General features: G+C 66.6%; 13 protein-coding genes and 4 tRNA genes. 14 read left to right on the top strand and 3 right to left on the bottom strand.

Going from position 1 to position 11,982, the window contains the following annotated elements; all coding sequences use genetic code 11:
- Window positions 1–47 precede the first annotated feature (47 nt).
- From glpX to Q7S93_RS03540, 13 genes are all read left to right on the top strand, one after another.
- Entirely contained in the window at window positions 48–998 is a 951-nt protein-coding gene (gene glpX / locus Q7S93_RS03600; protein ID WP_304712214.1) for a class II fructose-bisphosphatase, read from the top strand.
- Window positions 999–1,001: 3 nt separating this feature from the next.
- Window positions 1,002–2,804 (top strand): single-stranded-DNA-specific exonuclease RecJ, encoded by a 1,803-nt coding sequence (recJ, locus tag Q7S93_RS03595; protein WP_304712213.1) that lies wholly within the window; start codon window positions 1,002–1,004, stop codon window positions 2,802–2,804.
- Window positions 2,805–2,859: 55 nt separating this feature from the next.
- Window positions 2,860–2,934, top strand: a tRNA-Glu gene (locus Q7S93_RS03590).
- Window positions 2,935–3,042: 108 nt separating this feature from the next.
- Entirely contained in the window at window positions 3,043–3,303 is a 261-nt protein-coding gene (locus Q7S93_RS03585; RefSeq protein ID WP_304712211.1) for a hypothetical protein, read from the top strand.
- A 176-nt stretch (window positions 3,304–3,479) separates the two neighbouring features.
- Window positions 3,480–4,100 (top strand): cold-shock protein, encoded by a 621-nt coding sequence (locus Q7S93_RS03580; protein ID WP_304712209.1) that lies wholly within the window; start codon window positions 3,480–3,482, stop codon window positions 4,098–4,100.
- A gap of 40 nt (window positions 4,101–4,140) precedes the next feature.
- Entirely contained in the window at window positions 4,141–4,611 is a 471-nt protein-coding gene (locus Q7S93_RS03575; RefSeq protein ID WP_304712207.1) for a DUF192 domain-containing protein, read from the top strand.
- Window positions 4,604–5,044 carry a PaaI family thioesterase gene (locus Q7S93_RS03570; protein WP_304712205.1) on the top strand — a complete coding sequence of 147 codons (441 nt, stop codon included), beginning with the start codon at window positions 4,604–4,606 and terminating at the stop codon, window positions 5,042–5,044. Before Q7S93_RS03575 ends, Q7S93_RS03570 begins: the two co-directional genes overlap by 8 nt.
- A 66-nt stretch (window positions 5,045–5,110) precedes the next feature.
- Window positions 5,111–5,187: transfer RNA gene (locus Q7S93_RS03565), tRNA-Pro, on the top strand.
- A 52-nt stretch (window positions 5,188–5,239) separates the two neighbouring features.
- On the top strand, window positions 5,240–5,545 hold the full coding sequence (locus tag Q7S93_RS03560; RefSeq protein WP_304712203.1) for an ETC complex I subunit: 306 nt from the start codon (window positions 5,240–5,242) through the stop codon (window positions 5,543–5,545).
- Window positions 5,546–5,704: 159 nt separating this feature from the next.
- Window positions 5,705–5,781 (top strand) — tRNA-Arg (locus Q7S93_RS03555).
- 68 nt (window positions 5,782–5,849) lie between these two features.
- Complete coding sequence (locus tag Q7S93_RS03550) at window positions 5,850–6,971, top strand: HEPN domain-containing protein (RefSeq protein ID WP_304712201.1); 1,122 nt, start codon at window positions 5,850–5,852, stop codon at window positions 6,969–6,971.
- A 528-nt stretch (window positions 6,972–7,499) separates the two neighbouring features.
- A complete protein-coding gene (locus Q7S93_RS03545; protein ID WP_304712199.1) occupies window positions 7,500–8,207 on the top strand; it encodes a hypothetical protein in 708 nt (235 codons plus the stop codon).
- Window positions 8,208–8,485: 278 nt separating this feature from the next.
- Window positions 8,486–8,584, top strand: a tRNA-Arg gene (locus Q7S93_RS03540).
- 117 nt (window positions 8,585–8,701) lie between these two features.
- On the opposite strand, the gene Q7S93_RS03535 is transcribed toward Q7S93_RS03540, so the two are convergent.
- Window positions 8,702–9,964 carry a serine hydrolase domain-containing protein gene (locus Q7S93_RS03535; protein WP_304712197.1) on the bottom strand — a complete coding sequence of 421 codons (1,263 nt, stop codon included), beginning with the start codon at window positions 9,962–9,964 and terminating at the stop codon, window positions 8,702–8,704.
- 251 nt (window positions 9,965–10,215) lie between these two features.
- On the opposite strand from Q7S93_RS03535, the gene Q7S93_RS03530 reads away from it, so the two are divergent.
- Window positions 10,216–10,515 carry a hypothetical protein gene (locus tag Q7S93_RS03530; protein ID WP_304712196.1) on the top strand — a complete coding sequence of 100 codons (300 nt, stop codon included), beginning with the start codon at window positions 10,216–10,218 and terminating at the stop codon, window positions 10,513–10,515.
- Here the strand turns inward: Q7S93_RS03530 and Q7S93_RS03525 are convergent.
- Both Q7S93_RS03525 and Q7S93_RS03520 read right to left on the bottom strand, forming a co-directional pair.
- A complete protein-coding gene (locus tag Q7S93_RS03525; protein WP_304712194.1) occupies window positions 10,469–11,374 on the bottom strand; it encodes a kinase in 906 nt (301 codons plus the stop codon). The two genes, Q7S93_RS03530 and Q7S93_RS03525, sit on opposite strands and share 47 nt — an antisense overlap.
- A gap of 2 nt (window positions 11,375–11,376) precedes the next feature.
- Window positions 11,377–11,982, bottom strand: a 606-nt coding sequence (locus tag Q7S93_RS03520; RefSeq protein ID WP_304712192.1) for a PLP-dependent transferase, incomplete at its 5' end; no start/stop codon positions are given.

The raw sequence follows: 11,982 nt of genomic DNA, 5'->3' as shown, positions 1-11,982 counted from the left end.
GAATCCGGCGAAACTGCCGGCGACGACCCGAGACCAAGGAGACGCCTATGACCGCTGAGACTTTGGATCGCGGACTGGTGCTGGACTCGGTGCGGGTGACAGAGATCGCCGCCATCGCCGCCTGGAACCTCGTGGGCCGCGGCGACGAGAAGGCCGCCGACCAGGCCGCCGTCGACGCCATGCGCACCGGGCTCAACGACCTGGATATCGATGGCGAGATCGTCATCGGCGAGGGCGAGCGCGACGAGGCGCCGATGCTCTACATCGGCGAGAAGGTCGGCCGCGGCGGGCCGGCGGTGGATATCGCCCTTGACCCGCTGGAAGGCACGACCCTCACGGCCAAGGCCATGTCCAATGCGCTGACCGTCATGGCCTGGGCGCCCAAGGGCACGCTGCTCAACGCCCCGGACACCTATATGGACAAGATCGCCTGCGGCCCGGGCTTCCCTGCAGGCCTGATCGATCTCGACGCTTCGCCGGCCGAGAACGTGCGCGCACTGGCCCGCGCCAAGGGTGTGGATGAGAATCAGATCACCGTCTGCATCCTTGATCGCCCCCGCCACGGCGAGATCATCGCCAAGGTCCGCGAGGCCGGCGCCCGGGTGCACCTGATCACCGACGGGGACATCGCCGGGGTGATCAACACCGCTGATTCCGATACCGGGGTGGACCTCTATCTCGGCCTGGGCGGCGCGCCGGAGGGGGTGCTGGCCTGCGCGGCCCTGAAATGCGTGGGCGGCCAGTTCCAGGGCCGGCTGGTGTTCCGCAACAGCGACGAGCGGATGCGCGCCGAGCGTTGCGGCATCACCGAGTTCGACAAGAAGTACGACCTTCACGAGATGGTCCGGGCCGAGGCCATCTTCGCGGCCACCGGGGTGACCAAGGGCGCGCTGCTGGACGGCGTGCGCCTGCGCAATGGCATGGTCCACACCCACTCCCTGGTGATGAACTCGTCCACCCGCACGGTTCGCGAAGTGCGGATGAAGCGACCGGTCTGATCCATGGCCGATGGCGGAGCCTCCCTCGGCTATCTCGATGTGGACCGCTCGCTCAGCGGGCGGCGGTGGCGTGCGCGTCCCGCCGACGCCGAACTGACCCGCCGTCACCAGATGATGCTCGGCCTCGACGAGCCCATGGCCCGCGCCCTGGCGGCCAGGGGGATCACGGCGGAGGCGGCCGACAGCTATCTGGCGCCGACCCTCAAGGCCCTGTTTCCCGACCCCTCCAGCTTCGCCGACATGGACAAGGCCGCGACCGTCCTGGTGGACGCCCTGGTGGCCGACCGGCCCGTGGTGGTCTTCGCCGACTATGATGTGGACGGCGCCTCCAGCGCGGCCCTGCTGGTCCGCTGGTTCGCCGCCATGGGCAAGCGGCTGTCGATCTATGTGCCCGACCGGGTGACCGAGGGTTATGGCCCGTCACCGGCCGCCTTCCGCCGCCTGCGGGAGGAGGGGGCCGAGCTGGTGGTCACCGTGGACTGCGGCGCCGCGGCCGTCGACGCCATCGCCTGCGCCAGCGAGATCGGTCTCGACGTGGTGGTGATCGATCACCACCTGATGCGTGACGAGATCCCGGTCTGCGCCGCCCTGGTCAATCCCAACCGGCCCGACTGCGGCTCGGGGCAGGGGGTGCTGGCCGCCGCCGGGGTCACCTTCGTCCTGCTGGCGGCCCTCAACCGTGAGGCCCGCGGGCGCGGCCTGTTCGCTGAGCGGCCGGAGCCCGACCTGCGCCAGTGGCTGGACCTGGCCGCCATGGGGGCGGTCTGCGACGTCACCCAGCTGGTGGGCTTCAATCGGGCCCTGACCGCCCAGGGCCTCAAGACCATGTCGGCCTGGCGAAACCCGGGGCTCAAGGCGCTGCTCGAGGCGGCGGGGTCCAAGGGGCCGGCCACCACCTTCCACGCCGGCTTCGTCCTGGGGCCGCGAATCAATGCGGGCGGGCGAATCGGCCGCTCGGACCTGGGCGCTCGTCTGCTCTCCACCGACGACCCCGATGAGGCCCGGCGCCTGGCCCTGGAGCTCGACGCCCTGAACGCCTCGCGCCGGGAGGTCGAGGCCGAGGTGCTGGAGGCCGCCGTGCGTATCGTCGAGCGGGAAAGCAATTTCGCCGACCTGCCGCTGCTGCTGGTCGCCGCCGACGACTGGCATCCCGGCGTCATCGGGATCGTGGCCGGGCGCCTGCGTGAGCGATTCCGCAAGCCGACCCTGGTGGTGGGCGTCGACCGCGCCGCCGATGTGGGCAAGGGCTCGGGCCGCTCGCAGCCGGGGGTCAATCTGGGCCGGGCTGTCCAGGCGGCCTTCGATGAGGGCCTGCTGCTGGCCGGCGGCGGTCACGCCATGGCGGCCGGGCTATCGGTGCGCCCCCACCTGTTGCCCGAACTGCGCGCCTTCCTGTGCGAACGTGTCGCCGTGGAAGCTGTGGCGGCGGCCGAGGCCGACAGCCTGGAGATCGACGCCCTGATCACCACGGCCGGCGCCGACCGCGCCCTGCTGGAGTCTTTCCAACGCCTGGCGCCCTTTGGCCCCGGAAATCCCGAGCCGGTCTTCGCCGCCGCAGAGGTGCGCGTGGAGCGTCCGATGATGCTGAGGGGCGGTCATGTCCGGTGCACCCTCACGGACCGCTCTGGGGGACGTCTGAAGGCCGTGGCGTGGCGGGCGGAAGCGACCGAGATGGGAAGGCGCCTGATGTCGGAGGGCGGGGCCATCCATGTGGTGGGTCGTCTGAAGGCGGATGACTGGAATGGCCGGCAGGGCGTCGAGCTCGAGATCGACGACGTCGCCGATCCCCGTCGCAAAAACGTCTAGAGCGTGGTTGCAAGCCACAGGGAAGGCGGATATAGAGCCGCCCTCCGCGTCGAGTGGTCCCTTCGTCTATCGGTTAGGACGCCAGGTTTTCAACCTGGAGAGAGGGGTTCGACTCCCCTAGGGACTGCCACGCGGTGCTTCTCTTCACCTCGAAAATCTAGACGTCGCGTCGCCCTCCTGGCGCAACGAAACGGCGACGCTTTGCGTTGGTCTCCGGCAATTGACGGAGAGAGCCCTGATGAAGACCCTGACCTTCCTGGCCGCCGGCGCGGCCGCCCTGGCCCTTGGCGCCTGCACCGACACCAACCCCGAAGCGACCGACACGGCCGCGGCCATGCCCGACACCAGCGCCAGCACGTCGCCGGCGCCCAGCGCCGGACAAACCGGGGTGGCCGGCGAGGCCGCCAGCCCGATGGCCCCGACAGCGCCGGCCACCGACGGCTCGGCTGAGACCGACGAGAACCTGCCCCCGGTGAACCTGCCTGAGGTGAGCCGCTGAGCCCACCAACTACCCCCCGCCTGCCCATCTAGGCTCGAACATGCTCGCAAAGGCCTCGAATCGGCCTTTGCGAGCCCGTTTGCGTGGGTGGCCCTTGACGCCTCTCGACTTACGAGAACAGTGTTATAGTTGGCCCGCCCTTAAGGAGCAGGGGTGAAGCGGGGCCAGAGGGGCGCATGTCTGGTTACGATTTTGAAGATGCCGGCGCAGACGAGTCTGTCCGCATCAGTGGTCGCGTAAAGTGGTTTGACGCCGGCAAGGGTTATGGCTTCGTCGTCCCGGACGATCCCAGCCAGACCGGCCTCAAGGACGTGTTGCTGCACGTCACCTCCCTGCGCAATTCGGGTCATGAGAGCGCCTTGGAAGGCGCCGTCATCATCTGTGACGCCATCCGCAGGCCCAAGGGCTGGCAGGTGGCCGAGGTGCTGGAGCTGGACGAGAGCGCCGCCCCGCCCCCCGAGGTTCGTCGCCCGCGGGAGCCGGAGTTCGCCCGCCGCGACCGTCCCTATGACCGCTCCCACGATCGCGGCGACATGGGCGGCTTCAACGCCCGGCCCAAGCGCCCGCCCCTGGCGGCCGGACCGCTGGAGCGGGCCAAGGTCAAGTGGTTCAATCGCGCCAAGGGCTATGGCTTCGTGGTCCGCGAAACCCATTCCGGCGACATCTTCATCCACATCGAAACCCTGCGTCGCGCCGGTCTGGAAGACCTACAGCCGGGCGATGACGTGATGGTGAGGTTTGCCGAAGGTCCGAAAGGGCTTGTCGTCGCTGAGATCGAGCCGATAGGTCTGGCCTGAGCGACGGTCCCGCCGTCGCCAACGCCGGAGGACAAAGCCCGTGTCGACTTCCACCCTGCCGCGGCGCGCCTTCCTGGCGGGCCTCGCCACCCTGGCGACGCCGGGCCTGGCGACCGCCAAGACATCCGTCGCCCTTGAGCCCCTGGCGATCCTGACAAGCCGTGGGCCGGTCAGCTTCCAGGTCGAGGTGGCCGCCGACGACGCCGCCCGCGCCCGGGGGCTGATGTATCGCAAGTCCCTGGCGCCTGACCGCGGCATGCTGTTCGACTTCCACACCCCGCGTCCGGTCTCGTTCTGGATGCGCAACACCTATATCTCGCTGGACATGATCTTCATCCGGGCCGACGGGCGCATCCTGTCCATCGCCCGCAACACCACGCCGCTGTCCGAAGAGGGCGTGCCCTCCGGCGGATCGGTGCGCGCCGTCCTGGAACTGATCGGCGGCCGGGCGGCCGAGATCGGCGCCCTGCCCGGCGACCGGGTGCGGCATCGGATCTTCCCGAATGGGTGAGCCAGAGGACGCCGGCAAACCGGCCCCGCCGCCGCCTGAGGGGTTTGTCCTGTCCGAAGGCCGCGGCGCCTTCTCCGGCCATAACGGCCCCTATTACCATCGCGCCCAGCAGGGTGAGAGCACCGAGCAGGCCTTCTTCGGCCTGCCGCGGCACGCCAACGGCCTGGGCCTGGTCCATGGAGGCATGCTGACCAGCTTCCTCGACGGGCTGATGGGGGCTGCGGTGTTCCGCGCCGCCCGCCGTCCAGGGGTGACCATCCACCTCTCGGTGGACTTTCTGCACATGGCGCGGGTGGGGGAGTGGGTGATGGGCGAAGCCAAAGTGACCCGCCTGACCCGCGACGTCGCTTTCGTCGAGGGCCGCGCCTATGTGGGCGCCCGCGACGTGGTCCGGGGCTCCGGCGTCTTCAAACTGATGCACAAGCGCGCCTGATCGCAGGCCTCACATTGCGGCGCGGCGCCTTGCGTGGCATGAGACGCCCAATGTTGGCGTCCGTCTCGGGGCGTAGCGCAGCCTGGTAGCGCATCTGGTTTGGGACCAGAGGGTCGCGTGTTCGAATCACGCCGCCCCGACCAGACGCCGACGTGGAGCCTTAGCCGGCTCCGGGATCGCTAATGGGACAGCCACATGCTCGCGCGCATCTTCCGCCCCGCCAAGAACGCCATGCAGTCCGGACGCGCCAAGTCCCGCGAATGGGTCCTGGAATTCGAGCCGGCCAGCGCGCGCAGACCCGACGCCCTGATGGGCTGGACCCAGACGGACGACACCCGCACCCAGCTGCGCCTGTCCTTCGACACCAAGGACGAGGCCGTGGCCTATGCCGAACAGCACGGCGTGGCCTTCGAGGTCTTCGATCCCAAACCGGCCAAGCGCATCATCAAGGCCTATGCCGACAACTTCGCCTTCGGCCGCAAGGTCCCCTGGACCCACTAAGGTCGGCCCTCACTCACGCGCCCTTAGCTCAACCGGATAGAGCATCCGCCTTCTAAGCGCATGCCCCACACTGAAAGGGCCTTCTATTACAATATCTTAGGGCCGTCGTTGGACTTTCGCCAGACGCGCCCGTTAGACTTTTTGGACGCCACGTGTTCCGGGCCCGTAGCTCAACTGGATAGAGCATCGACCTTCTAAGTCGGCGGTTGCAGGTTCGATTCCTGCCGGGCTCGCCAATCACCGGAGAACCGAGATCGTGAGTGACGTCCCTCCAACTTGCGCTGACGCCGTGGATTGGGATCGCTTGTCTCACCTCGTCACCACCGGGCTTGGGGAGTTCCCCGACCAAATCCAGTGGTCGCTACCTTTGGTAGCGCAGGGTTTTCAAGTACTCGCGGGCATTCAGGACGTACTTGAACGGGGGCAGCCGGGGGGCAACATCGGCATTGCGGTTGGCCCTGGCTGGAGCGGAGACGCCGGGCTTCCCCTAGCGTTAACCTGTCTGCGCAAGGCGCGCTTGCTGGGAACGGGTCCCGCTGTGACGTGGCTGCGCGATCTGTTGACCCGTCGAACCTTCGAAGTTCGCGGATATGCGCGTGTTCTGGGCGTGTCCCCCGGCGACGCTGGTGTCAGCCTTGCTCCCAACCTGGAAATCCGACCCCTTGCGCAATCGGGCAGCGTTCGGGTCGGACGCTCTGACATGCTGGCCAAGCGAGAGGCAGAAGCGGTCCAGAGATCAATCGGCACGCCCACTGTACTCGTGGCGTCACTCCAACAATCGCCTGCCATCACAGAGGGGGCGGCGCAACCACAGCCGGTTCACTACGATTTCTGGCCGATTGTGAACATTCTAGGGGGCTTAGCGGCCTCTCCAGCGACCCTTGCGTACGTGTGGTGGGAGGCCGCGGACCCGGATCTCGAAGCGTGCATGATGGATGCAGGTGTCGGTTGGCCAATGCTGGATGTTGATCTGGCCCATCGGTACCAGCCCGCTCCCATGTCAGCCTATGCCGCCCAGGTCGTATCTTGTGTGGTTGGCTCCAACGGCCAATTTCGACGGCGGCTTGAGCTGGCATTCGAGCGCATAAATCAGGCCCTAAAACGCCAGCGCCCCGGCGACCGTGCCTTAGAGGCGGCCATTGCCCTCGAGGCGCTCCTTAACGACGAGAAGACGGAGCTCCGGTATAGGTACAGTCTCCGTGCGGCGAGGCTGCTAGGCTCGGACTTTAGTGATCGCCGCGCCGTGCGCAAGGCGGTCCGCGACCTCTACGACCTTCGCAGCAAAGTCGTTCACGGGGGTGATATTGCATCCAGCGCGAAGAACGATGCGATCGCCGCGGAAGGGATAAGGGTGGCCTCGGAGGTCGCGCGCCATCTGGCGCTCGCCGGAGGCATTCCTGATTGGGATGCGGTAGAGCTCAGATGAGCCCCCGCTTCTGCCGAGCATTCCAGGCGACTTCGTTGTCGCGGGGCAGGTAGACATCGAGGACCTTGCTCACCGATGCATGACTGTGGCCGGTGATCACGGCGATCTCCGGGATCGTGCAGCGCGCCCGCGCTAGCTGAACGACGCACGAATGTCGAAGCCAGCGCAGGAGAAGTGGGCGAGCTCCGTTCTTCACGGCCGCAGTTCGAACCCAGGCGAAGGTCTTTGACAGGCGCTCGCCGGTTTAGGCCTTGCCGCTCTTCTCGTTTGTGAAGAGGAACAGCTTCCCCTCCGCCGCTTTTGTCAGGAGCTTCTGAAGCCGCTCGCTGATTGGGATCGTGACGCAACTGCCGGTCTTCGATTGGTAGAACATGAAGACGCCGGCGGTCGAATCGTACTCGGACCCGGCGCGGAAACTGCGAACGTCGGTCAGGCGCCGGCCGATCTCCTACTCAAGCAGCACGATAAGCGCGATGCCACCGTGGACTCTATCCACCCGGCAAGACACAATCTTCACGAGGCGGGGAAATGGCGGGTAACAACTTCAATGCGGCCGGTCTTGCTGGGATTCAGATCCAGCATGGACGCCCGATCACGGCACATCTTCCGACGGTATATAGGCGACTGCCAGTTCAATTCGTCGATACGTTTTTCAGCAGCGGCGAGCTCAGGCTGTCGTGCTTCGCCCAATTCAAGCGCCACACGAACGAGCTCCAGGGAGACCGCCGCGAGGGCGAGACGCTGCTTGGCATCAATGATGTAAAGGCGGACCGATCCTTCTTCGTGTTCACTGAGACGGGCAAAAATGCTTTCATTCTGAGCACGACTGTCCGGACGACAGCACTAATGGATAGCGTGTTCGGCGATGCTAGTATTGAGATTTTTGATCCTCTTATCTTTGCGATAGAAGTCGCGAACGAGATACCGGGCTGCATCGGGACGCGCATGGGCTGGTGCATCTACGTCGACAACAAAATTCTAGTGTCGGACCAGCGAGGTCCAGAAAGAGAGGAGCTTGAAATTGGCAATGGCTCCGAGCAGACCGACCATCAAAAAATTGCGGGTCTCACCCGGAAAATATCTGGCCCCAGAGAACTTTTTCTGAAGCCGATCAAGCATGAAGCTGAGGCAGAGTTTCGGTTCATCTGGGAAACAAATCGCCAGGTGGACGAACCATTGATCGTCACGCTGCAGAATCTAGAACGGTTCTGCAGGCGTGGGGGGGATCTGGGATAAAGCCAACTTGCTGAGCCTCTATCCATCGAACCGGTTTTCCGGGCAAACTCGGATAGACAATCAGCTGACGAGCTGAATTCGAAGTCGACTCGAGAGGCTTCCAAGAATCTCGCCTATTTCGACCATTTCCGTGCTTACGGCGTGCCCCCTCAATTCAGAGTCAGTCGCGATCGGCCTACAGGCACAGGCGCATAGCGCGCCAAGGCGGGTGCCGAGCGCAGACGCCCCGATGGAGGACGCTATTAGGCTTGGATGCCGAGGGCAGGCAGGGCAGGGCAGGGCCTGAACGGACCGAGAACGGTCGGTCCACATCGTGAAAACGTTAACTCCGCCTTCTAAGCGGACGGTTGCAGGTTCGAGTCCTGCAGGGCGCGCCAGGGCTCTAGAGCGCGTTCCGATAAGTGGGAACCGGTTCTCGGAACAAGACGCGCTCAAGTCTTTGAGTTTAGAGCATGATTCAACGATCAGACTGTTCCGTCTGACCGCATCATGCTCTAGCGCCGGCGTCGCAGCCGCCATCCGGCGACCACGCCCGTCAGAAGGATCAGGCCGCTGCCAGCCAGCATCCAGACGATCATCGCCTTCGCCTGCATGAGGAACATCACGGCGTCGATATTGCCCGTCTTCCAGTAGACCCATTCGCTGGCGAGGCGGCTCGCCGTCAGGTCGCCGCCGGTCTCCAGCACGACGATCCCGTCGCCCGTGGCGGGATCCAGACGCACGGCCGTGTTGATGGCCGGCTCGTTGTTGCCGTCGTGGCCGATGATGAAGTCGCCGCGCCCATTGGGGGCGTAGAGCATCACACCCAACCCCCAGATATCGACCCCCAACTGCGAAGCCTGCGGCGTCCGCATGGCGGCGCGTGTTTGAGCCGACAGAACGGCGTCCGGCTCAGGAGAGGCGGGCGCCTGGGCTGCAACGAAGCGCGCCATGTCGCCAGCGCTCGTAAACAGCGAAGCCGCGCCCAGCGCCGTATAACGCCGCAGGGGCTCGGTCGCGCCGGACAGGGTGAAGCTCTGCGCCAGGTCGCGCCGGGACGCCTCATCGAAGTCGAAGGTGGTGTCGTTCATGCCGAGCGGCTGGAAGACCTCCGCCTGCATGTAGTCGGCGAAGGCCTGGCCGCTGACCTCTTCCACGATGAGCTGCAGGAGGGTGTAGCCGCCCCCCGAATAGTTCCAGCCGCTCCCCGGTTCGGCCACGACGCGCGTTGCCCCGTCCGCGCCTGGCGAGGCGTCACGGGCTTGGGTCAGCGACTCTTCCAGGGACTGCACCTCATCGGGGGAGGTGAAGCCCCCATAGCCGAGGCCGTCGCCCAGGCCGGCCGTGTGGCTGAGAAGACGGCGCACCGTGACGCCGTCTTCGTCGAACGGGCTATCCGGCAGTCGCCAGCGGGTGAGATAGGTGGCCACCGGCGCATCCAGGTCGATCCTGCCGTCCTCGACGAGGTTCATGACGCCCCACGCGGTCAGCCATTTGCTGAGCGAGGCCACCTGAAACAGGGTCTGAGGCCCCACAGGGGCGTCAGCCGACACGTAGTCATCGCCGACGACGGCGCCATCTTCGATGAGCGCCATGGCCAGATTGCCAACGCCCTCATCTGCGATCTGCGAGCGTGCGGCGCTGATGAAGGCCTCAGGCTCGGGCGAGGCGGCTATCGGCTTGCGCCCCCAGCCCTCGCTGAAACCCAGAAAGACCAGACCGCACCAGACTACCGCTGCGATTAGGGTCGCCCCGGCGATCAAGACTAAGCGTTTCATATCATCTCCGCCCGTTGGTCTTCGGGTGAGCGACGTGCCTCGATCGCTCCAAGGATAGAAGCTTTACCTTAGCATGGGCGCGGCCCTGGTTCGACCCGCCTGCGGACGGCAGGGGTGCGGCGGGGCGGCGGCGGCGCGGATCAAGTTTGCGCGATCTGTCGGCTTCACCACAGACGAACTCGTCCATAGGTGGTCATAATCGTAGCTAAAATGGCCCCCGGCGGTGGGCGCAACTTGGACGGGAGTGGCGCATGGCTTGGTTGGAGAAGGCCGGAGCTGCGTTGGACAATGTGGTGACGGTGACGCCAGTGGAGGGCGGATGGTCCGTGACCTCGTCCCTGGCCGATCATCCTCTGATGTTCTTTTCCGGCGCGCACGCCGAGGCCAAGGCTCGCAGCCTGGCGCAGCTGATCGCCTCGGCCGGGGGCGACGCCCAGGTCATCGTGCATGACCGGCGCAACGCCCTGATCGGCACGGTGCGGTACTTTGCGGCCGAGGACGAGGTCAGGTGTTCGGCGACGGTCGAACCGCCCAGCGCGGCGGCGTCATAGTCCGCTCCGCCGTCATGGGAATCACCGCGTCGGCATAGGCCGGCATGGTCTCAAGGATGTGGGTGGTGAGCCGCTCATAGAGCTGGATAAAGGCCAGAACCTGATCGTCGCTCATGCTGCGGGCCGGATCGGCGCCTTGCGCCGCCAGCCTCATCCGCAGCTTGCGCTCCTGCTCCTGCCGCCAGGCGGCGACCACCTCGAATCCCGGCGCCTGCAGCAGGATCAGAAGGTCGATCCGGCCAAACAGAGTCTGATACGGCCCCGCCAGGCTGTCATTGACGTAGCGCCGCCAGAGGCCGGCCAGGTCGCGCCGCGCCTCCAGGTCATTGACCGGCGCCGCCAGGTCCGGCCCCGCCTGCGGCCTCGCCCCCACGCACCAGCCTTCGAACAGGACGACATCGACCCTGGCCGGCGCCGTCGGCCAGGCGCTGGTCGGGGCCAGATCATCGCGGGCCTTGTCGAAGCGGGGCAGGGTGGCGGGGCGTCCCTCGGCCAGCTCGTCCAAGAGCCGCAGGCCGAGCGCCACATCGTGGGTTCCCGGCGGCCCGCGGGTGGCGAGCAGGGGGTGGACCTCGGCGCCCAGTCGCTGGCGCGCCGCATGGGAGAGATAGAGGTCGTCGATGGAGAGGACGGCCACAGCCAGGTCCTGGGCCTGCAGCAAACCCGCCAAGGCGGCGGCCAGGGTGGACTTGCCTGACGCCTGGGGGCCGCAGAGGCCGACGACAAGCGGCGTCCGGCGGCTCGTGGCCTTGGCGGTGATCCGTGCGGCGAGCGGGCTGGCGACCTCGTCCAGGATGCGGCCATAGGCCGGCGGCAGGCCATGCTCGGCCAGGAAGGCGCGCGCCCAGGCCGGACCCACGGTCAGGCGAAGCTCCGCCAGGCGTCAAGGGCGCCGGTGAGGTCGGCGATCAGGTCCGCGGGATCTTCCAGCCCGATATGCAGGCGGATCAGGGCGCCGTCCTCGCGGTGATCATCCGCGCGGCAGCGGAGTTGGGGATCGCAGTCGATCGCCAGGCTCTCGAAGCCGCCCCAGGAGAAGCCGAGGCCAAACACCTTGAGCGCATCGAGGAAGGCCGCCGTGGCCGCCGCAGGCGCTGGCTGCAGGGTGAAGGCGAACAGGCCGCAGGCGCCGCTATAGTCCCGGCGCCAGATGTCGTGGCCAGGGCTGCCGGGCAGGGCGGGATGGCGCATCTCCGCCACCTCCGGCCGATCCGCCAGCCAGCGGGCGATGTGGCGGGCCGACTGGTCGTGACGGGCCATCCGGGTGGCGAGCGTCCGCAGGCCCCGCAGCATCTGATAGGCGTCGTCCGGCGACACCGCCCAGCCGATGTGCAGCACACCCTCATCCATCGCCTTGACCAGCGCCCCGTCGCGGACGGCGACAGAGCCCATGAAGACGTCGGAATGGCCGCCCACATACTTGGTCAGGGCCTGGACGCTGATATCGACCCCATGGTCGAGCGGCTT

It is taken from the genome of Phenylobacterium sp., from assembly GCF_030646615.1.
Classification (GTDB): domain Bacteria; phylum Pseudomonadota; class Alphaproteobacteria; order Caulobacterales; family Caulobacteraceae; genus Phenylobacterium.
The sequence above is the reverse complement of the archived record's forward strand: the minus strand, read 5'-3'. Positions and strand labels throughout refer to the sequence as shown.

Excerpts from the sequence above, each read along its gene's own strand:
- glpX (WP_304712214.1), top strand. The coding sequence starts at position 48 with ATGACCGCTGAGACTTTGGATCGCGGACTGGTGCTGGACTCGGTGCGG.
- recJ (WP_304712213.1), top strand. The coding sequence starts at position 1,002 with ATGGCCGATGGCGGAGCCTCCCTCGGCTATCTCGATGTGGACCGCTCG.
- Q7S93_RS03585 (WP_304712211.1), top strand. The coding sequence starts at position 3,043 with ATGAAGACCCTGACCTTCCTGGCCGCCGGCGCGGCCGCCCTGGCCCTT.
- Q7S93_RS03580 (WP_304712209.1), top strand. The coding sequence starts at position 3,480 with ATGTCTGGTTACGATTTTGAAGATGCCGGCGCAGACGAGTCTGTCCGC.
- Q7S93_RS03570 (WP_304712205.1), top strand. The coding sequence starts at position 4,604 with ATGGGTGAGCCAGAGGACGCCGGCAAACCGGCCCCGCCGCCGCCTGAG.
- Q7S93_RS03560 (WP_304712203.1), top strand. The coding sequence starts at position 5,240 with ATGCTCGCGCGCATCTTCCGCCCCGCCAAGAACGCCATGCAGTCCGGA.
- Q7S93_RS03545 (WP_304712199.1), top strand. The coding sequence starts at position 7,500 with ATGGCGGGTAACAACTTCAATGCGGCCGGTCTTGCTGGGATTCAGATC.
- Q7S93_RS03535 (WP_304712197.1), bottom strand. The coding sequence starts at position 9,964 with ATGAAACGCTTAGTCTTGATCGCCGGGGCGACCCTAATCGCAGCGGTA.
- Q7S93_RS03530 (WP_304712196.1), top strand. The coding sequence starts at position 10,216 with ATGGCTTGGTTGGAGAAGGCCGGAGCTGCGTTGGACAATGTGGTGACG.